Here is a 21,606-nt window from a genome sequence, read left to right on the forward strand (position 1 = left end):
CTGTCATGTTGAGCATTGTTCTCCCCCGCCAAACGGGGGAGCAAAGAGGGGGTTGAAGCGTAGTCGAAACATCTCCCTAATACTTTTCAGGCGCGTAGTGAGATCCCTCGACTGCGCTCGGGATGACAGGAAAATGAATTTTAAACAGGCTCTTACAATATATCGCAAAGAAAGTACGTTTTACACATATTTAATATCGGAAAGCAGGATAAAAAAAGAAATTGAAAAAATTATTGTCCCATTTCTTGTCTTTCTACTTTAATAAGCATATATTTGCAATTGTTATCATTCTGAAGAAAGAGTCCGCCACCGTCGGATACGGTTCAAACGACCGATTCAAAGCCGATAGCGCAGATATTTTTTGACAGAAGAAAACATGTCCAGAGAAAGAGATCTCAAACATATATTAACAATCAAATTAAGTACCATTTTTTAAAGTTTAATCAACATGAAAACAAAACTTTATCTCTTGTTCTGGCTATTTGCCTTAGTGCCTTTAGCATTCACTTCATGTGACGATGACGAAACGTTTGTAGATGAAACTACATTGAGTACATCACTGAGTTCCGTGACCTTTACCAAAGACGGCGGACAGCAGTCCGTAAGCATTACGACCAGTGCTACGACATGGGTAGCAACCTCTCCACTGGAGTCTTCCTGGCTGACTCTGACGCAAAACGGTGCGCAACTGGACATCACAGCAGCTCCCAATACAGAAGGCGTAGACCGTAAAGGTTATATCCTGGTCAACGCAGGCAGTGCGGCTGCCAAGATTAATGTGGTGCAGAGCGCAGGAGATGTTGTGCTGAGCCTCTCGACCGAAAGCCTCTCCTTTGAGAAAGCTGGCGGTGAACAGCGCATTGATGTCATCTGCAACGAAAGCTTCACCGTGGAAGCTGACGAAGGAGCCGATTGGCTGAGCATCAGCTACGTGGAAGGAGCCGATTTCTTCAACCTCTCGGTCACTCCCAATGAAGGAACTGAAGCACGTAACACTAAAATATTTGTCACAGCAGGTACTACCATCAAAGAATTGGCCGTGGTGCAAAACGGAGAAGAACTGATAGTTTTACCTCTCTTGGCCGAAGCAGGTTCCAATTCCATAGTAGATGTATTCCAGTTTGAGGAAGCTCGTGGTAATGTTGCCATTACATTCCCCGATGGTCTTTTCAACAATGCATTCTATTTCGCCAGCAAAAACCCCAACTTCCCGCAAATAGCATACATGGGTGAAGCAAGTGGCGATTATTCACAAGCAATGACTGCTACTACAGACGAGTCTTTGCTTCCCGCCATTAAAGAAGCCTTGGTAGCCAAAGGCTTTACAGCTCCCGCACCGGCTGAAGGTCAGCAAGACGGAGAAGGCGATTATACACATACTTCTATCCCCTATATAGTAAATGTAGCCATTGACGGCGGTGTGACGATTTATGCGACTTATTCGCCCATTCAGGAAGAACAACACCCCACATTCGACATAATGCCGCTGACCGAACAACTAAGTTGGATGGCTTGTGCCGAAAATGACCTACACGGTTATACTTTTGACGAGGTAAATGCTTGGGAACTTGAAGCCGGCTCTACGTTCGACGCTGTTTCCAGCACTTATCCTGCTACGGGCGACGCAGTCATGTACACTCCGTCTGCGGCAGAACAAGCCGAAGGCATGGGCATGCGTATTTATTGGTTCTATAACACTATTAGTTCGAATCCCGTTGCAGCAGACGATCCATTCTTAGGCGAAGTACGTCAAGCACGTCTGGTTTGTCCAGACTTCGAGAAGGTTTATTGGACGTCTGATGGTTCAAGCTTCTACATGACTAATGAGTTCCAGGCATTGCTTGAAGAAGCAGGATATGAGTATATAGGCCAAGCCGATAATTACCAAGGCTATAAAAAGGACGCTGGAGATGGAATGGTTGACATACTTATGTTTGGTTTAGTTCAATTCTCAGATCTGTTCGTTGGGGAAATTTGTGTTGACTTCCAAGCATACAAAGATTTGGGCATCTATTACGAGACGGCATCCATCTATTCCGACAAGGATAAAACTATTGAACTCATCAACAGAATGAATGCACGCGTGAAGAAAGATGCAACTCCTCTGTCATCCAATGCCATCGCTAAATAACAATAGCTAAAATAAACAGTAAACCAACATCACACTCTCTTTTGAACAGTTTCTTGTATCAAGAAGCCCAACAAAGGAGAGTGTGACATTTTTTCTATTAACAACAACGAACATTTATATGAAAAAATATATCCTGTATTTACTCGGAGTTGCGGCTTTGGCTGGCGGATGCACGCAAGACGAATTCAGCAACACGGACGCTACATCCAAAAGCACTGGAGTAACGCAAATGGATACACGCTGCCTGCCGGGTAAACTGCACGTAAAGGTGCAAGACGATGTACTTAGCGACATCAAGCTTGTCAATCCCGGCGGTGTCACCCTGCAAAGTGCGCCTTCGAAACTCTCCGCCACCTTGAACAGCGTTCGGGCCACAGCACTCTCCCCCCTGTTCAACATGGACCCGCGCTTCGAGAAACGTTTCCGCCGGGCAGAACTTGACCGCTGGTACGAAGTGCGTTTTGATGAGACTCAAGATCTACAGCAAACTATCCACACCCTGACCCAAAGCAAGCAGTTCGCTATTGTGGAGCCGGTATATGCCGTCTCCATCCCTACCATCAAACCTTTCAACACCACCCCTTACGAAACCTCATCGACTAATGACGAGGAAATGCCTTTCGATGACCCCGAGCTGATTCGGCAATGGCACTACCACAACATCGGGAAATATCCCGGATCGGTACCTGGTGCTGATGCCAACGTGTTCGAAGCTTGGGAAACTGAAACCGGAAAAAACAATGTAATCGTAGCCGTAGTGGACGGCGGCATTGACGTGGAGCACGAAGACCTGGTGGATAACCTTTGGGTCAATCCGGGCGAAATCCCCGGCAACGGCATCGATGACGACGGCAACGGCTACATAGACGACATACATGGCTGGAACTTTGTATCCGGCAACGGAAACATCACGCTCGACGGAGTGGGACACGGCACACACGTGGCCGGCACCGTGGCAGCCCGTAACAACAACGGCATCGGTGTAGGAGGCGTGGCCGGAGGTGACGGAACGCCCGACAGTGGCGTGCGCCTGATGAGCTGCCAGAAATTTGAAGGCGACTATGACGGCGACAACACCGACGACCGCAGCGTGGGCGCCGAGGATGCCTACCGTTACAGTGCCGACAACGGCGCAGTCATCAGCCAGAACTCTTGGGGATACACCTACGCCGACGTATGGCCCGCTTCCATGCAAGCAGCCGTGGACTACTTCATCGAATACGCCGGATGCGACGACAACGGCGATCAACTGCCCGATTCGCCCATGAAAGGCGGCGTAGTCATCGTGGCAGCTGGGAACGACGATGCCGACGCTCTCTATTATCCCGGAGCCTACGAACCTACCATTGCCGTATCTGCCATGGCTCCCAACTGGGAACGTTCGTGGTATTCCAACTATAGCACCTGGGTAGACATCATGGCGCCCGGTGGCGACCATTACTTCAGCGGCGGATACGTGTTCAGCACCCTGCCGGGAAACACTTATGGCGAAATGGCCGGAACCTCTCAAGCATGTCCCCATGTGTCGGGCATCGCCGCGCTCATTGTCTCACATTTCGGCGGTCAAGGCTACACCAACGAAATGCTGAAAGAACGTCTGTTGGGCTCGCTGCGTCCGGAGAACATCGACTTGCACAATCCTGAATACGCAGGTCGTTTGGGCGTGGGCTACATCGACGCCGGGCAGGCTCTCGCCGAGGACCAGGGGAAACGTCCGGACAATGTGGCTGACATCGAGGTAGAAGCACAGTACACCAGCCTGACCCTGCAATGGGAAGCCGTGGAAGATGAAGATGACGGCATGGCTGTCAAGTATGAGGTTTACCTCGCCGACCAGCCCCTGACAGAAAGCAATTATCAAGACTTCACTCCCTACTCCATCAATGCTTACGGCTACCAGCCTGGAGAGCTGATTACATATGCAGTGGACGGCCTGAAAGACGGCACGACTTACTACGTGGGCGTAGTTGCCATTGACCGCTGGGGATGGAAATCCGACCTCGTCACTAAAGAGGTACAGACCTTGAAGAACGACCCGCCTGTCATCAGCGGAGTTCCTGAAAGCACGGTGCGCGTCAGCGGCACGGAGAAACAGGAGTTTTCTCTCGCGCTGTCCGATCCCAACGGGCACAAGATATCTTACCAAGTGGGCGGAGAGACCCGTGGTGTGTCTGTCAGTGCCGATGGCGACAATCTGCACTTCACCATTCGTGCCATCGCCTCGCTGGGTACGCATAATATCGAGCTGACAGTTACTGATGAACTCGGTGCTTCTACATCGGTCAGCATACCTTTTGAGGTCTATGAATATCAATTGCCCTCTGTCACCAACAGCATACAAAACATGGTAATCGGCCAAAACGAAGGAACGAACCAAATAGATTTGACACCTCACTTCAGTGGCAATGGTTTGACATATACAGCGCAATCGTCTGATGAAAATATTGCCACAGTTTCTATTGAAGGTTCGCAACTGACAGTGACAGCCCGTGGAAATGGCGAAGCCAATATCCGGGTGGAAGCTTCGGATGGCAGAGAAAGCGTACAGCTCAGTTTCTTGGTGCGTGTTGTGGAAAACAGTACAGACTTGGTCTATCAGATTTATCCGATACCCGTCACCAGTTACCTGAATATCTTAATGAATCCTGACATCACACGGATAAACGTCTCTATCCGCACAGTTACGGGTGAAGAGGTTTTGAACCGGCCGTATGCTGTAGCCTTGTTGCAAGCGGTAAGAGTAGATGTACGTCGACTCGCCGCCGGCGTCTATACGCTGATGGTAGAAACCAGCAAAGGTACTGTAAAGAAGACATTCGTTAAACAATAAATACATTCGTAAATGATGAAACTAAGAAACATACTGGCCAGTGTGTTGATTGGCCTGCCGTTGTTGGCCATCGGACAGAGCCGTTCACTTCCTATCCTGGAAATCAATCCTGACGCACGTGCCACGGCTATGGGCGGCAATCAATATGGCGAGGCATCCAGCATGCTGATTTACGCCAATCCAACCACTTTGCTCTACGAAAACATGAATTGGGAAGTATCGGCTGCCACACAAATCTATCCTAAAGCAGACGAAGATATCGGACGGTTGATGTTCTACGGCGTATCTGCAGGAAAACGTTTCGGGAATCACGGTGTACACGTAGGATTCCGCTACTTGGGCGGCTATGACATCCCTGCCGATGAAGGAAAGAACTTGAAACCTGCGGATTGGACTGTGGACGCAAACTATTCCATCCGATTCCTTGACCATTTTTCGGCTACAGCCGGAGTTTCACTTGTCCACAGCAAAGTGGTGGAAGAAGCCACTACCGTTGCTTTCAACGCAGCGGCTTATTACCGTAATGGGTTTGAAACAGGTGTCATCGGAAGCTACATCGTAGGCATCAATGTGGCAGGATTAGGACCCAAGCTGGATTATGGAGCACGCTACCGCAAAGCCAAACTGCCTGCACACTATGGAGGGGGCGGAGAACTGGGACTCGACTTCAACGAACAGCACCGGTTGAGCGTATCGTTGGCCGCACAACATTACTGTTATCCGAAGAATGCTGACATGTTTACCGGAAACGTGGGCGCAGAATATACATTCCTCGGGTTGGTATCCGTACGCGGCGGCTATACTTATGCCGAACACGATTACAGCCGTTATAGCTTCGGTGCCGGCATCTCGTTCGGAAACATTCGATTCAACGTCGCACACCAACGCGGATTGGGCGACAACGAGGTGACGCAAACCATGCTCTCGCTGGGACTCTTGCTCTGACTCCAGCATAAAGGCAACATACAAAACGCCGGCTTGTGTACGACACACGGATACGAACGTGTGAAACGCAAGCCGGCGTTTTTCTTTTCAGAACAATACACATTTTTTACCCTTCGAGTGAACGGATGAAGCCGATAATTTGTTTACTTTGCAAACATATAACACCACACAGCTATGGGTAAGAAGAAAGAGAAAAGAGAAAAAAAAGCCGGCAAACGGATGACTAAAAAGCAATTGACAGCTCTGTTGATGGATTTCTTTCAAGAGAAAGGCAGTGAAAGCGTCTCACTGAAACAGTTGTTCGAGCAGTTACGGCTTACCACACATCCACTGAAAATGCTTTGCATGGATATCTTGGCCGACCTGAAAGAAGACGATTATATCAACGAGCCTGAGCATCACACCTATCGCCTGCACCAGCGAGGCGTGGAAATGACAGGCCGCTTCGTACGTAAAAGCAACGGAAAGAATTCCTTTATCCCCGATGATGGAGGCGACCCCATTTTCATAGCAGAACGCAACTCGGCCCACGCCATGAACAACGACCGCGTCCGCATAGCCTACTACGCCCGCCGCAAAGGCAAAACAGCCGAAGGCGAAGTACTCGAAGTGCTGGAACGTGCCAACGACAGCTTCGTGGGCACGCTGGAAGTGACGCGCGGCTACGCCTTCCTGCTGACGGAAAACCGCACGCTGGCCAACGACATCTTCATCCCCAAGGACAAGCTGAAAGGCGGAAAAACAGGCGACAAGGCGGTGGTGAAAATCATCGAGTGGCCCGACAAGGCCAAAAACCCCATCGGACAGGTCATCGACATACTGGGCCGTTCGGGCGAGAACAACACCGAGATGCACGCCATCCTGGCCGAGTTCGGACTGCCCTACTCCTACCCCAAGAACGTGGAGGCAGCGGCCGACAAGATTCCCGACGAAATCCCCGCCGAGGAAATAGCCCGTCGCGAGGACTTCCGCGACGTCACCACCTTCACCATCGACCCCAAGGACGCCAAGGACTTCGACGACGCCCTGTCCATCCGCAGCCTGGGAGGCGGGCTGTGGGAAGTGGGCGTGCACATCGCCGACGTATCGCATTACGTCAAGGAAGGCAGCATCATCGACAAGGAAGCCGAGAAGCGCGCCACGTCTGTCTACCTCGTAGACCGCACCATCCCCATGCTCCCCGAACGCCTCTGCAACCTTCTGTGCTCCCTCCGCCCCAACGAAGAGAAGCTGGCATACAGCGTCATCTTCACCCTCAACGACAAGGCCGAAGTGCTGAACCACCGCATCGTGCACACCGTCATCAAGAGCGACCGGCGCTTCACCTACGAAGAGGCGCAGCAAGTCATCGAGACGGGCGAGGGCGACTACAAGTTCGAACTGCTGGAACTGGACCGCCTGGCCAAGATACTGCGCGAGAAACGCTTCGCCAACGGCGCACTGGAGTTCGACCGGGTGGAAGTGAAGTTCGAGATAGACGACAAGGGAAAGCCGCTGCGCGTATACTTCAAGGAGTCGAAAGACGCCAACAAGCTGGTGGAGGAGTTCATGCTGCTGGCCAACCGCACCGTCGCCGAAGCCATCGGAAAAGTTCCCAAAGGCAAAAAAGCCAAGGTTTTCCCTTACCGCATACACGACCTGCCCGACCCCGCCAAGCTGGACAACCTGGCACAGTTCATCGGCCGCTTCGGATACAAGCTGCGTACGGCAGGCAACCGCAACGACCTTTCGAAGTCCATCAACCGCCTGCTCAAGGACGTCAAGGGAAAGAAAGAAGAAAACCTCATCGAGACCGTCTCCATCCGCGCCATGCAGAAAGCCTGCTACTCCACACACAACATCGGCCATTACGGCCTGGGCTTCGACTATTACACACACTTCACCTCGCCCATACGCCGCTACCCGGACACGATGGTGCACCGCCTGCTGACCAAATACCTGGACGAACACGGGCGTACGGTGAGCGAAAAGAAATACGAGGCGTTGTGCGAGCATTGCAGCGCCATGGAGCAGCTGGCAGCCAGCGCCGAACGGGCCAGCATCAAATACAAACAGGTAGAGTTCATGCAAGAACACGTGGGGCAAATCTACGACGGCGTCATCTCAGGGGTCACCGAGTGGGGCCTCTACGTGGAACTCAACGAGAACAAGTGCGAGGGCATGATTCCCATCCGCGACCTGGACGACGACTACTACGAATACGACGAGAAGAACTATTGCCTGCGCGGACGGCGTAAGAAACACACATACAGCCTGGGAGATGCCATTACCGTACAAGTCGCACGCGCCAACCTCGAAAAGAAGCAGCTGGACTTCGCATTGCCCGACTGAGGCTGGCGGAAAACGGCATGACAGAACGGGAAACAACCGGGAACAACGGGAAGACGGCCGGGGTTACGCCGATGCATTCGGCGTAGCCCCGGCTGTCTGTTGGCGCCGCAAATATTCCGACGGACTGACGCCGAACTCCTCCTTGAAGTGGCGGGAGAAGATACGAGGCGAGTTGTAACCCAGCATATAAGCAATCTCCGACACCTGCAACTGGCTCTCTGTCAACAGCTGGCAGGCACGCTTCATGCGGATGGTGCGGATGAACTCGATGGGTTTCTTACCTGTAATCTTCATCAGTTTCTTATAGAAATAACTGCGCGAGAGGTTCAGCCTGGATGCCAGTTCTTCAACGGAGAATTCCGAGTCGGCGATGTTCTCTTCCACTATGCGGATGGCTTTCTCCACCAGGCGCTGGTCCAAAGGAGTGATGGTGATACGGCTGGGTTCGATGCGGATGTCCCGGTTGAACGTCTCGCGGCGCTTGGCACTGGCTTCGATGATATTGCGTATGCGGGCTTTCAGCACCGGCATGTTGAAAGGCTTGGTGACATAGTCGTCCGCTCCCATGCTGAGTCCCTCCAGCTGATGCTCCTCACCCACCTTGGCCGTCAGCAGGATGACCGGTATGTGCGAGTAACGGATGTCGCTCTTGATGCGGCGGCACAATTCCAGACCATCCATCTCGGGCATCATCACATCGCTCACCACCAAGTCCACGTCTTCCTGCTCCAGACGTGTCAAAGCCTGCTTGCCGTTCTGCGCCTTCACGACCCTGTATTCCTTGGAAAGGCTGTCGGCCAGGAAGTCCAGGAAATCATGATTATCGTCTACCAACAGGAGGCAGAAGCCCTCGTCCTGCAACGGCTGCTCAGCGGCAGCTCCTGGGGTGACAGCCTGGGCCGACTCGGCCGCCCCGGCCTCGGCTCCATTCTGATGCAGCGGGAGCGTCACCACAAAGATGGCACCCGTGGGATGATTGTCCTTCACACAGATGGTGCCGTGATGCATCTTCACGTATTCCGACACGATGTGCAGCCCGATGCCGCTGCCCCCCGCATGAGATGCATTCTTCTCCGACTGATAGAAACGGTTGAACACCTTCTCTTTCGATTCATCGTCCACGCCACAACCCGTGTCGGAGAAAGACAGTTCAAGGTTCCCGTCCTTCACCTCGACATGCAAAGTGATGCTTCCTTTTGCAGGAGTGAACTTAAAGGCGTTGGAAAGGATATTGGTCGTTATCTTGCGCACCTTGTCATAGTCAAAATCCATGAAGACAGACGCATGCGGACAGTCCATCGTATAGTGGATGTTCCGCTTCTGCGCAATGAGGTCAAAGGAGTGAAAGATTTCGCTCAAGATAATCAGGATATTGTCGTGCCGGCAATGCAGGCTTTCAGCCTTCGCATCCAGGCGACGGAAGTCCAGCAACTGGTTGATGAGCTCCAGCAGGTAGCCGGCATTCTTCTTGGCCAGTTCCAGCAGCCCTTTCCTATACTCAGGATGATTCTCCAGGAACTCGTCCAACGGATTGATGATAAGGGACAGCGGCGTACGCAGCTCGTGGCTGATATTGGCAAAAAACTGCAACTTCAGGTCGGAGAGCTTCCGTTGTTTCTCGTTTTCCTCCTCCACGGCCTGCTGGATAGCCTCCATCCGCTCACGTGCCTTGATGTAGCGTATCACCTGCAACAAGATGAGTACCACCACCACGGCATAGCCCGTATAGGCCCACCAAGAGCGCCACCAAGGCGGCAGGATCCGGATGTCCAACTGCGTGATATGAGGGCTCCACACCCCCTGCGGCGTCCCAGCACGCACCTCCAGCGTATAGTTCCCGACAGGCAGCATGGAAAGGCTCACCTTGTTTCCCTCGGCATTCATCCATTGCGACGAACGCCCTCCGATCCGATAGGCATATTTCACTTTGTCGGCCTCCGCCAGATCCAATGCCGAGAACGACAGCACGAAACTGTTGTCCTTCTCCTTCAGCACCAGCCGGCTGATGCTTTCCGGCGACCGGTCGCCCAGCACCGTTGAAGACGACTTGCCCGATGCCAGCGATATATCCGTCAGTACCACGTCGGCCTCGTAAGCGGCGGGAAGAGTCTCTTGCGGAATAATGCACTGCCACCCCTTCGGCGTACCTATCAGGATATTACCGTTGAAACGGCGCAAGATGGCGTGTACATTGGTATCGTTGCTGATAAGCCCGTCCGTCACCGAATAATTGACGACAGACAAGGCACCGTTTACCACTTGCAGGCAGGAGACTCCGTTTCCCGTACCTATCCATATCCGATGGTGGTTGTCTTCCACTATGGCCCGCACCAGGTTGGCGGCCAACCCTTGGTTCTGGTCGATGAACCAGATGGAATCATTCTCCGGATTCCATACACTCAGGCCGTGCGAGTGTCCCAGCCAGACCGTCCCACGGCTGCTCTCGTACACGGTCTGCACATCTGTCTCGTGAAACCGCTTGCTCATGGACGACAAGTCATAGCTCTGGCTGTCTGTATCGATGAGCACCAGGCCGCCCAAGGTGGCGACGTAGAGCTGTTTCCCTCCGTCGTAATACATGTCCTGCACCGAGTATTCCCCCGGTCGGTTCAGGATGGTCTGGAACTCGCCCGTAGCGGGGTCCAACCGTTGGATAAGCCCATTCATGGTGCCAATCCAGATGTATCCGTTGCGGTCAGCCTCCACGGCATAGACATTATCGTCCAGCAGGTTGCTGTTGTCCGTGGTGTACTGCCGGAGGCCTCCGGTCTTCGACCAGCAGAGCAAGCCCTTCTGATAGGTACCCATCCAAAGCCGATGATGCTTGTCCAACGTCAGGTCCACCACGATGTTTGCCGGGGTCGGCACACTCACGGGCAGGCTGCCATCCTGAAAACACAACAAACCGTTTCCGTCCGTGCCATAGTAGATGCAGCCACTTTCGGGGTCTTCGCAGAAGGTCAGGATGTCTTCGTTGTCAGGCGAGCGATAGGAATATATGATTTGCGAGAAAGGACTGTAATAGGAGACGCCATGCTTGAAATTACCAATCCACACCGTGCTGTACTTATCCTTGTATATGGCGCTGAGATTGTTGCTGGCGATGGTGTTCGGGTTGGTGGCGCTGTATCGCAGGTTGGTCAAGGACTTGTCGGAACTGTTATAGATGAAGAGTCCCATGTGGCTGGTCAGAATCCACACGCGGCCGTCACCCACATCCAGAATCCGTTGGACCCGGTTATAGCGGTTATCTTCCACGGACGCCAGGTGGATGTTTTCCCATTGGTCAGAATCGGCCTCCTTGTGCAGCAGCAGACTGTTGCGGTAGGTATATACCCAGAGATCGTCCTTGCTTCCTATATATAGGTCGGTCTCCCCGCGTGCCAACAGTCTTCTGTATACAGCGGGGATCATCACCTCATCCGCCTGCGAGGTCTGTTTGTCAATCGCAAAGAGACGGGCGTCGTTGTACATCACATAGATTTTCTGCGTCCCTATCTGTACATTGAAGACCCCTACGTTCCGCAGGGGAAAAGTCTTCACCCCGCTGAGGTCTGTCGCGCGGAGATAGAGTTTATCCTGGTCGCAGGCCCAAAACTCGCCGTCCTCCGCGCTGCCTACCCGCAGAATGTTCCGCCCGGGAATCTGCAAGCGTTCCAGCCGTTGCCTGTAATTGTTGTCGAAACGCCCGGTGACGTAATCATAGATGGCATAGCCCTCGGACAGGCGCACCCACACGTCCTTCTCCGGGTCTTCGAACACCTCCTGCACGGCATCACCCGGCAGGTTGGAATTGCTGCGATAATATGGGCGGAAAGCATAGCCGTCGTATTTGTTCAGTCCCGACTCGGTACCGATCCACAGGAAACCACGGCTGTCACGGAACAGACAGCGCACGCTGTTGTTGGACAGGCCGTCGGTCGTGTTCAACTGCTTGAACATGATGGCAGACGACATCTTCTCCCCCTCGGCGTCGACAGCGAAAAGCGGGAGGGAAAGCCAGAGGGCTAAAAGGAGCAGGCAATTCTTCATGACTGTTTGTGTTCTCTTCCGGGCAATCCCGGGAGGCATCCTCATTTACGCATTTTTTCCGTCTTTTAACAGCGGGGAAAGGCCTCCTATTGAGAGGTAACCGGATTCGGGATGCAAACTTAAAAAGAATCGGCAGAAACTGCAAATGCAACCTCCACGAATGCACCGGAGAGCAGTGTCGTTTTTGATTCCAAACAACGCCTCGTTTGTTTCCTATAAGGGTCTATATAGGCATTTCCCTGAAAAGGCAACAAACGATACATCCATAAGAACAAAGCGATGCACACCAATTAACCTAAGAGCACCTACATTTGCGAAAAAAATTTCAATCGAATATCATGAGAAAAAAGACCCTTGCTATTGCAGCGTTGCTGTGCACAATGTGCGGCGGCGCTTCGGCTCAGGCCCGGGTGGTAGACGGCACACCCTATCTGCTGAACCAATCCGTGGATGTGAGCACCGATTTCCGAGACTTGAGCAACACCTTCTTTTATGCCGACCATCTGGCGTCGTTCGACGTCCAGTCGGGTGAGGGGCAGGTGAATTGGAAGCGCGGCCACCTGCGCCCGCGCCAGGCGTTCAACACCAACTGCGCCCAACCCGGCAAGCTGCGGATGCTGGATTTCCCTTTTACAGCTTATGAGAACGACCCCGACCTGAAGTTCAGCGTGGACTTCATCACGCCGCGCACCGTGCGCATCCGTATGCTGACCACGCCCGTTGAGCCCCGCCCCGAAGCCTCCCTCATGCTGGCCAGCGAACCCGGTACGGACAACAGCTGGCAGGCCCGCGAGACCGAGCAAAGCATCATCTATACGAGCGCCTACGGCACGCTCCAGATTGACAAAAACCCGTGGCGCATCGTCCTGAAAGACAAATCGGGCCGCATCCTGAGCCAGACAGCCTCGATGGTGGACACCGACTCCACGCAGGTGAAATACACTCCCTTCTGCTTCATCAAGCGCGGCAGCGACAATGCCCGCCGCATCAACCCCGTCTTCACGCTGAAGGCCGACGAAATGATATTCGGTTGCGGCGAATCGGCCACCGGTCTGGACAAGGTCGGACAGAAGGTGAACCTCTTCGTCACCGACCCGCAAGGCCCCGAAACGGACCAGATGTACAAGCCTGTACCTTTCTTTATGAGCAATCGCGGCTACGGCATGTTCATGCACACGTCGGCACCCGTGACCTGCGACTTTGGCGCCACCTACGTGGGACTGAACAAGCTGTACATGGGCGATGAGAACCTCGACCTCTTCATCTTCTTCGGCGAGCCCAAGGAGATTCTGGACGAATACACCGACCTGGTGGGCAAACCCTCGATGCCGCCCCTGTGGTCGTTCGGCACATGGATGAGCCGCATCAGCTACGCTTCGCAACAGGAAGGCTATGACGTAGCCGCCAACATCCGCAAGGGCAAATACCCGTGCGACGTCATCCATTTCGACACCAACTGGTTCGAGGTGGACTGGCAATGCGACTACGAGTTCGCCAAGAGCCGTTTCGAGAACCCCGCCCAGATGCTGAAGGACTTCCGCGACCAGGGCTTCCACGTCTGCCTGTGGCAGCTGCCCTACTTCACGCCGAAGAACCGCTACTTCCCCGAACTGATTGAGAAAAACATGTACGTGCGCAACGGCAACGGCCAGTTGCCCTACGAAGACGTCGTGCTCGACCTCTCCAACCCCGCCACCGAGAAGTGGTACCAGGACAAGCTGGCCGGCTTGCTGAAGCTGGGTGTGAGCGCCATCAAGGTAGACTTCGGCGAGGCTGCCCCGCTGAACGGCCAGTATGCATCGGGCAAGAGCGGCTGGTATGAGCACAACCTCTACCCCGTGCGCTATGATAAGGCCGTGAACGACATCGTCAAGCAAGTCACCAACGGCGACGGAGTCATTTGGGCACGTGCTGCCTGGGCCGGCTCGCAACGCTACCCGCTGCACTGGGGAGGCGACGCCGCCACCACCAACACCGGCATGCTGGGCACCCTGCGTGCAGGCCTGTCCTTCGGCCTCTCCGGCTTCTCGTTCTGGAGCCACGACATGGGCGGCTTCGTGACGTCCACGCCCGAAGACCTCTATTGCCGCTGGCTGCCCTTCGGCTTCCTGACCTCCCACACCCGTGCCCACGGAGCACCTCCCACCGAGCCGTGGCTGTATGACAGCAAGCGCGTGCAGGACATCTTCCGCAAGAGCGCCGAGATGAAGTACCGCCTGATGCCCTACGTCTATGCACAAGCCAAGCAGTGCGTCGAAAAAGGCCTGCCCATGGTACGCGCCCTCTTCGTGGAATTCCCCGACGACCCAGGTTCGTGGCGTGTGGAGACCGAATACATGTTCGGCTCGCAAATCCTCGTGGCACCCCTGATGGAACCGGGTATCAACGCCCGCCAGGTCTACCTGCCCGAAGGCAAATGGATTGACTACCAGACAGGCAAGGTCTATGCCGCCGGCTGGCACACCATCGAAGCCGGCGAACTGCCCATCGTCATGCTGGTGCGCGACGGCAGCCTGCTGCCCCACATCAAGCTGGCCCAGTGCACGGCCGACATGGATTGGAGCCGCCTCACGCTGAAAGCCTACTGCGCCGACAAGACCGAAGCCGAAGGCCTCCTCTGCCTGCCGTCGGACAACCGCCTGCAGACTCTCCAGGCCGACTGCTCGCAAGGCAAGCCCCGGCTGACCACGGAGGTACAAGGCACGAAAGTCTCTTTCTAAGCCATGAACGGCCGGCCAACCTTCCGGCCCCCACACAGGCCCGTCCGGGAGGGGGTATACCCCCGCTCCCGAATGGGCATACCGACACTCGCCAGCCGCTGCCCGCGCGCTGCCAAGCCTGCGCCCGGCCGCTGGCATCCCCTTGAAACAACCCTTGTGAAATAATGTCTTTGAAAAGACTATTGTTAAACTTAAAAGTATCTATTTATGAAACATGTAGTGAAACTTTTGGGCGTGGCCTCGCTCTCACTGACGCTCGCCACACCCTTGTTCGCGGATGCCAGGCCGACCCCGTCGGAAGGCATTGCCGCTGTGCAACAAAACACGGTCACGGTGACCGGACAGGTCACCGACGAAGCCGGTGAACCCATCATCGGCGCAAACGTCCTCATCGAAGGCACCACCAACCAGGGTGCCATCACCGACATGGACGGCAACTTCTCCCTGAAAGCCTCCGTGGGACAAACACTGAAAGTAAGTTACATCGGCTATCTGTCACGCACCGTCCGCGTCACCGACACGAAAAAGCTGAACATCGTGCTGCGTGAAGATACCGAGACGCTGGACGAAGTCGTAGTAGTAGGTTACGGTACGATGAAGAAGTCCGACCTCACCGGTTCCGTTTCCTCCATCGACACCGAAGACATGATGAAACGCAACCCCATCACGCTGGGCCAAGGCTTACAGGGAGCCGCAGCCGGCGTGAACGTCATCCGCTCCTCCGGTGACCCCGAAGGCGGATTCTCCATCCGCATCCGCGGCGTCGCCACGGTGAACGGCTCGGCCGACCCGCTCTACGTTGTGGACGGCGTGCAGGTGGGCACCTCCATCGACTTTCTGAACCCGGCTGACGTGGAGTCCATCGAGATTCTGAAGGACGCCTCGGCCACAGCCATCTACGGAACCCGCGGCGCCAACGGCGTCATCATGATCACCACGAAGAACGGCAACAAAGGCAAGGCCAAACTGGACTTCTCGGCCAACTTCGGACTCTCCTTCCGTGCCAACAACCTGGAAGTGGCCGACGCCGACCTCTTTGCCTCGGCCGTACGCCGCGCCGTCGCTGCTGACGACATTTCCCTGCAGAACCTGGCATACAGCGAGCAGTACATCGGCCGGCTGAACAACATCGACTGGCAGGATGCCATGTCGCAGACCGCCTTCCGCCAGAACTACAACCTCTCCGTCTCCGGCGGCAGCGAGAACACCCAGGCTACGCTCTCCCTCGGCTACCTGAACAACGAGGGTATCGTCATCAAGTCTGAGTTCGACCGCATCAATGCCCGCGCCAACATCATGCACACCGTCAAAGACTTCATCCACGTGGGAGCCAACCTCACCTACACCCACGCCGAGAAGCGCGGCGGCGGCAACCTGCGCACCTACGCGCAGACCGCGCCCACCATGGACTACGTGCAGGACGGCGTATTCTACTCCATGCCCATCGTCCTGCCCGACGGCAGCTGGGGACATTTCTATAACGCCGGCGCCAACGGCGACATCGACGCCAGCCAGGACAACTGGGTGGCCGCCGCCTACGAAGACACGGGCGTCAACAAGTGGAACCGCCTGCTGGCCAGCGGAACCCTGCAGCTGGACCTCTACAAGGGCTTGACCTTCAGAACCATCGGCAGCTACAACTTCTATGCTTCCGATTCCAACGGATACATCCCCTACAACGGCCGTAAGTTTGCCTCCATAAACAATCCGGACTCGTTCTACATCAACCAGTCGCAGTCCAACGAACTGGGCATCGAGTCGTTCCTCAACTACGACTGGAGCAACGAACACCACCGCGTGAGCGCCATGGCCGGTTTCTCCGCCAGCCACTACAAACGCTCGTGGGTGAACTCCAGTGCCAGCGACTTCCCCGCGCCCAATATCCGCGTCATCTCCCTGACCAACGACCCCTCCACCCGTGAGACGGACGGCGGCCTGGGCTTGGAAACAAAATACCTCTCCTACTTCGCCCGACTGAACTACTCACTGAACGACCGCTACATCATCACGGCCACGGTAAGACGCGACGGCTCGTCCAACTTCGGTCCCGGCAACCGCTGGGGTACGTTCCCCTCGGCTTCACTGGCCTACCGCCTTTCCGAGGAAGACTTCATCAAGAACCTCGACATCTTCAGCAACCTGAAGCTCCGCGTGGGTTGGGGACAGACCGGTAACGCAGGTCCCGGCACCAACCTGTACGTCAACCAGCTCTCCTCTGCCAACACCATGTACTGGTTCCTGGTGAACGGCGCCGTGCAGAACGCTCCCGGCGTAGCCCAGCAGCGCGAGGTAGACACCAACCTGAAATGGGAAACCAACGAGCAGACCAACATCGGCTTGGACCTGGGCTTCTTCAACAACGAGCTGAACATCTCGATGGACTACTTCATCCGCGATGCCAAAGACCTGCTGCTCTACCGCCAGGTACGTCCTTCCACAGGCTTCTCCAGCGTTTACACCAACGCCGGACACATCCGTAACAGAGGCTTCGAATTCATGATCAACTGGAACAAGACCTTCGGCGACTGGTACGTGGGCGTCAGCTTCAACGGCTCCACGCTGAAGAACGAGGCCATCGAGGTGGGCGACGACATCTTCTCCAAGTCGGGCAACGCCACGGCCGGTGACGAATGGGACAACCACTCCATCACCCGCAACGGCTACCCCGTAGGCTCGTACTACGGCTACAAAGTGGCCGGCATCTTCCAGACCCAGGAAGAAATCGATGCCCTCAACGCGGCTTCCTCCACGGGAGTCTATCAGGATGCCAACACCAAGCCAGGTGACTACAAGTTCGTAGACCTGAACGGCGACGGACAGATTAACGACTCCGACCGCACCATCATCGGCAACGGCTATCCCAAGTTCACCTACGGCCTCAACCTGAATGCCTCGTGGAAGAACTTCGACTTCTCGATGAACCTCTACGGCGTGGCCGGCATGGACGTCCTGTCGTACTCGGCTGCCCGCCTGACCACCATCAACAGCGTAACGGGCGGTTACACCAACGTGCTGACGGACTACATCAACAACGCCTGGTCGGAAACGAACCCCGGCGGCACCTATCCGCGCATCACGAAGCAGAACTACAACAAGAACCACCGCGTGTCCGACGCGTACATCAAGAAAGGCGATTACCTGAAGATTTCCAACATCCAGCTGGGCTACACCTTCCCGAAGGAACTGCTGAAGCCGGTGAAGATGGAGCACGCCCGCGTATTCGTCAGCCTGGACAACGTCGCCACCATCTCGTCCTACAAGAAGTGGGGCGACCCGGAAATCGGCGACTCCAACGTGCTGTTCTCGGGCTTCGACGCCGGACGCTATCCGTTCCCGATGACCGTGACGTTCGGCCTGAACGTACAGTTCTGATGCACTTAATTTCCGTTTAATCCAATAAAGAACATATCCTTATGAAACGATATACAAACAACTGTTTGCTGCTGGCGGCCGCACTGACTCTGGGCGCAGCCACCACCGCGTGCAGCGACTTCCTGGAAGTGGACCACTACGACATCCTGGAGGAAGACTACATCATCCAGAGTGAAGACAACCTGCTGGCCGGCCTGAACGGACTGTACGACACGTTCTACACCGACCAGTCCAGTACCTTGGGCGATGATCAAGTATGGGGATTCAAGCCGCAGCTTTTCGCCGCCTGCCACACCACGATGGACTGCCAGGCTTCCGGCTGGGACGCCGAATGGCAGCGCCATGCGTGGAGAGCCGACAAAGGCTCGCTGGAGACGGCCTGGCGCATGAGCTACCGCGCCATCGACCGCACCAACCGCTTCCTGGCCACGCTGGCCAACGTGAACGACAACATCTTCGAGGATGTTTCCAGAAAGGAAATCTACGAGGCCGAAGCCCGCGCCATCCGCGGCTACAACTACCTCTACCTGGCCAAGCTGTTCGGACGGGTACCCTTGCTGATGACCGGTGAGACATACAGCACCACGCCCTCGAAACCGCGTGCCGAAACCATCGAGGAGATGTATGCCGCCATCGAGGAAGACCTGACCTATGCCCGCGACCGCCTGGACTGGCTACCCCTGAACGGACAGTACGGCCGCATCACCAAGGGTTTCTGCAAGGCCTACCTGGCCGAACTCTACATGTGGGAAAAGGACTTCACGGCCGCCAAGCAAGAGCTGCAAGACATCATCGACAGCGGCACCTATGCCTTGGAACCCTGCTACGGCAACCTGCAAAACTGGGACACGCACTGGACGAAAGAGTCGGTGTTTGAAATCATGTACCATCTGCAAGACTTTATGGGCTGGGGCGCCAACGCTTCATCCGATGCCATGATGTGGACTGGATTCATGTGCGCATCACCCGAATACGGCGGCTGGGGCTCCATGTGCCTCTCGTGGGAGCTGTACAACAGCTTCGAGCCGGGCGACAAGCGCAAGCAATACTCCATGGTGGGCCTGGGCGACACGAACCCGTTCACAAACCAAAAGATTGGCGCAAACCAAACCTACTCAGGCCTGTTCCAAGGCACGGAGAACATGCCGCAAGTCTATTCGCTGAAATACTGGCGCTACGTACCGGGACAGGACAACTTCGTGTACAACCCCATCTCGCTGACCCTCAAGCGCTATGCCAGCGTCCTGCTGGACTATGCCGAATGCTGCTTCGAGACGGGCGACCCCACTACGGGCTGGGAGATGATACGCCAGATCCGCAACCGCGCCTGGGGTAACCTGGAGCCGGGGCAAAGCGTAGCCTACTGGCCGGAAGGCACGCTCAACACCACCACGGTGGAAGTGCCCGATGCACAGACTTACTACACGCAGTACAAGGCCGAGAAAGGATATACGTCGGACGTATGGAAAGTGGCCCTCATCATCGAACGCCGCCACGAGTTCAACGCCGAGTTCTCCCTCTACCACGACCTCTGCCGCATGGACATGTGCGACGAATGGTTCCGCTGCGAATACCCGCACACCACCTCCAACTCCAGCGTCGAAGAGTGCCTGGAGAACGGCTGGTCGCTGCGCTACTTCGAACACCAGGAATACCAGGAACTGTTCCCCATCCCGACCAACGAGATTCTGACGAACCCCGCCATCGGACAGGAGAACCAGAACCCGGGATATTAATCCCATAGCCCTCGGAGGGCGTGTCAGAACGGCCATCCATCCCCCTTACGGGAGAACATGTGCGGGGGTATGCCTACGCTCGCAAGCCGGCGCACCGCCGCTTGCGAGCCCGGATACCCCCGCATACGAGCCGGCGGGCGCAGGCTCGCACCGCCGGAGAGTACGTTCCGGCACGCCCTCTTTTTTCTGAAGCGCGCTCACCGCGCTTGCCAACACTCACCCAAATACAACGAAACATGAACCGATTACGTTACCTTATCGCCGCCTGCTGCCTGCTGCTCACACTCAGCAGCTGCCAACATCGCAAGGATGCCCGGACAGAAGACCCGGCCGACCTCGCACGCGCCATCGTGGACGAGGTGCGCGGCTCCGTACTCCCCTTCTGGACCGACTACGCCCCGGCACCCGACGGCGGATTCTACGGCACCCTGCAACGCGACGGCACACCCGAAACCGACGCACTGCGGAGCGGCGTCCTCAACGCCCGCATACTCTGGAGCTTCGCCGCAGCGGCACGCACGTGGAACGACACCCTCTGCCTGCGGCTCGCCAACCGCGCCCAACGCTACTTCATCGACACCTTCATCGACCCCGTGCACGGAGGCGTCTATTGGCTCGTGGCGCCAGATGGCACCGTCATGAACGGCTCCAAATACGCCTACGCCCTCACCTACGGCATCTACGGACTGGCCGAACACTACCTGGCCACCGGCAACACCGAAAGCCTGGACACGGCTTTCAGCCTCTTCCGCACCTTGGAAGAGAAAGGACGCGAACCCGTCTACGACGGCTACACCGAAACCTTCACCGAAGACTGGAAACCCCTGGAACAATACGACAAGAACGCACCCAAAACCATGAACGCACACCTCCATGTGCTCGAAGCCTACACCCTGCTCTACCAGTGCCGGCCGGACCAGACACTGAAAGAAAGGCTCGAACGCTGCACCCGGCTCTTCATGGACACCATCTACGATGCAAAACGCAAGCACTTCAACCAATACTTTGACAACCAATGGCACAGCCTGATGGACATCGACTCCTACGGACACGACGTCGAAGCGGGCTGGCTGCTGTGCCGCGCCGCCGATGTGTTGGGCGACCCGGAACTGAAACAACGCGCCGGACGCATCGCACTCGACGTGACACGCGCCTGCCTCGACCAGGGACTGGCGCCCGCCGGCTACCTCCGCTACGAACGCAACGGCGACAAGATGGCCTCGCGCTGCTCCTGGTGGGGACAGGACGAGATGCTCATCGCCTGCATCAACGCCTGGCAAATCAGCGGCGACAAACGCTTCCTGCAGGACGCACGGCGCATCTGGAACTTTGTCATGCAAAACATGAAAGACCGCGAATTCGGCGAATGGTTCAGCGACTGCCAGAATGGCAAACCCATCGTCAATGCCCACAAAGCCGACATGTGGCGCTGCCCCTACCACACCACACGGCTCGCCACCGAAATGCAAAACCGCTTACTGACACACAAAAAAAACTAACAACAAACAC

General features: G+C 55.6%; 9 protein-coding genes. 8 read left to right on the plus strand and 1 reads right to left on the minus strand.

Translation table 11 applies throughout. The features are described 5' to 3' along the window. Positions 1–448: 448 nt before the first annotated feature. The 4 genes from M3090_RS06180 (at position 449) to rnr (ending at position 8,237) form a co-directional block, all read left to right on the plus strand. Entirely contained in the window at positions 449–2,131 is a 1,683-nt protein-coding gene (locus tag M3090_RS06180; protein WP_249054596.1) for a BACON domain-containing protein, read from the plus strand. Between the two features lie 118 nt (positions 2,132–2,249). Then, positions 2,250–4,961: a S8 family serine peptidase gene (locus M3090_RS06185; RefSeq protein ID WP_249054598.1), complete on the plus strand. Its 2,712-nt coding sequence runs from the start codon at positions 2,250–2,252 to the stop codon at positions 4,959–4,961. A gap of 12 nt (positions 4,962–4,973) precedes the next feature. Further along, a complete protein-coding gene (locus M3090_RS06190) occupies positions 4,974–5,906 on the plus strand; it encodes a PorV/PorQ family protein (RefSeq protein WP_249054600.1) in 933 nt (310 codons plus the stop codon). Between the two features lie 174 nt (positions 5,907–6,080). Further along, positions 6,081–8,237 carry a ribonuclease R gene (rnr, locus tag M3090_RS06195; protein WP_249054601.1) on the plus strand — a complete coding sequence of 719 codons (2,157 nt, stop codon included), beginning with the start codon at positions 6,081–6,083 and terminating at the stop codon, positions 8,235–8,237. Positions 8,238–8,300: 63 nt separating this feature from the next. Here rnr and M3090_RS06200 read toward each other — a convergent pair whose 3' ends face one another. Continuing rightward, the gene (locus M3090_RS06200; protein ID WP_249054602.1) at positions 8,301–12,269 is read right to left on the minus strand and encodes a two-component regulator propeller domain-containing protein; all 3,969 of its coding nucleotides are present in this window, start codon (positions 12,267–12,269) and stop codon (positions 8,301–8,303) included. Positions 12,270–12,607: 338 nt separating this feature from the next. Here M3090_RS06200 and M3090_RS06205 point away from each other — a divergent pair, with 338 nt between their 5' ends. From M3090_RS06205 to M3090_RS06220, 4 genes are all read left to right on the plus strand, one after another. Continuing rightward, positions 12,608–14,989 (plus strand): TIM-barrel domain-containing protein, encoded by a 2,382-nt coding sequence (locus M3090_RS06205; RefSeq protein WP_249054603.1) that lies wholly within the window; start codon positions 12,608–12,610, stop codon positions 14,987–14,989. A 207-nt stretch (positions 14,990–15,196) separates the two neighbouring features. Next, positions 15,197–18,361, plus strand: coding sequence for a SusC/RagA family TonB-linked outer membrane protein (locus M3090_RS06210; RefSeq protein WP_249054604.1), 3,165 nt, complete (start codon positions 15,197–15,199; stop codon positions 18,359–18,361). 41 nt (positions 18,362–18,402) lie between these two features. Then, the gene (locus tag M3090_RS06215; protein WP_249054605.1) at positions 18,403–20,097 is read left to right on the plus strand and encodes a RagB/SusD family nutrient uptake outer membrane protein; all 1,695 of its coding nucleotides are present in this window, start codon (positions 18,403–18,405) and stop codon (positions 20,095–20,097) included. 236 nt (positions 20,098–20,333) lie between these two features. After that, complete coding sequence (locus M3090_RS06220) at positions 20,334–21,596, plus strand: AGE family epimerase/isomerase (RefSeq protein WP_249054606.1); 1,263 nt, start codon at positions 20,334–20,336, stop codon at positions 21,594–21,596. Positions 21,597–21,606 lie beyond the last annotated feature (10 nt).

Source organism: Bacteroides sp. ET71 (genome assembly GCF_023336905.1).
Taxonomy (GTDB): domain Bacteria; phylum Bacteroidota; class Bacteroidia; order Bacteroidales; family Bacteroidaceae; genus Bacteroides.

Coding starts and splice junctions, on each gene's coding strand:
- M3090_RS06180 (WP_249054596.1), top strand. CDS start 449: ATGAAAACAAAACTTTATCTCTTGTTCTGGCTATTTGCCTTAGTGCCT.
- M3090_RS06185 (WP_249054598.1), top strand. CDS start 2,250: ATGAAAAAATATATCCTGTATTTACTCGGAGTTGCGGCTTTGGCTGGC.
- M3090_RS06190 (WP_249054600.1), top strand. CDS start 4,974: ATGATGAAACTAAGAAACATACTGGCCAGTGTGTTGATTGGCCTGCCG.
- rnr (WP_249054601.1), top strand. CDS start 6,081: ATGGGTAAGAAGAAAGAGAAAAGAGAAAAAAAAGCCGGCAAACGGATG.
- M3090_RS06200 (WP_249054602.1), bottom strand. CDS start 12,269: ATGAAGAATTGCCTGCTCCTTTTAGCCCTCTGGCTTTCCCTCCCGCTT.
- M3090_RS06205 (WP_249054603.1), top strand. CDS start 12,608: ATGAGAAAAAAGACCCTTGCTATTGCAGCGTTGCTGTGCACAATGTGC.
- M3090_RS06210 (WP_249054604.1), top strand. CDS start 15,197: ATGAAACATGTAGTGAAACTTTTGGGCGTGGCCTCGCTCTCACTGACG.
- M3090_RS06215 (WP_249054605.1), top strand. CDS start 18,403: ATGAAACGATATACAAACAACTGTTTGCTGCTGGCGGCCGCACTGACT.
- M3090_RS06220 (WP_249054606.1), top strand. CDS start 20,334: ATGAACCGATTACGTTACCTTATCGCCGCCTGCTGCCTGCTGCTCACA.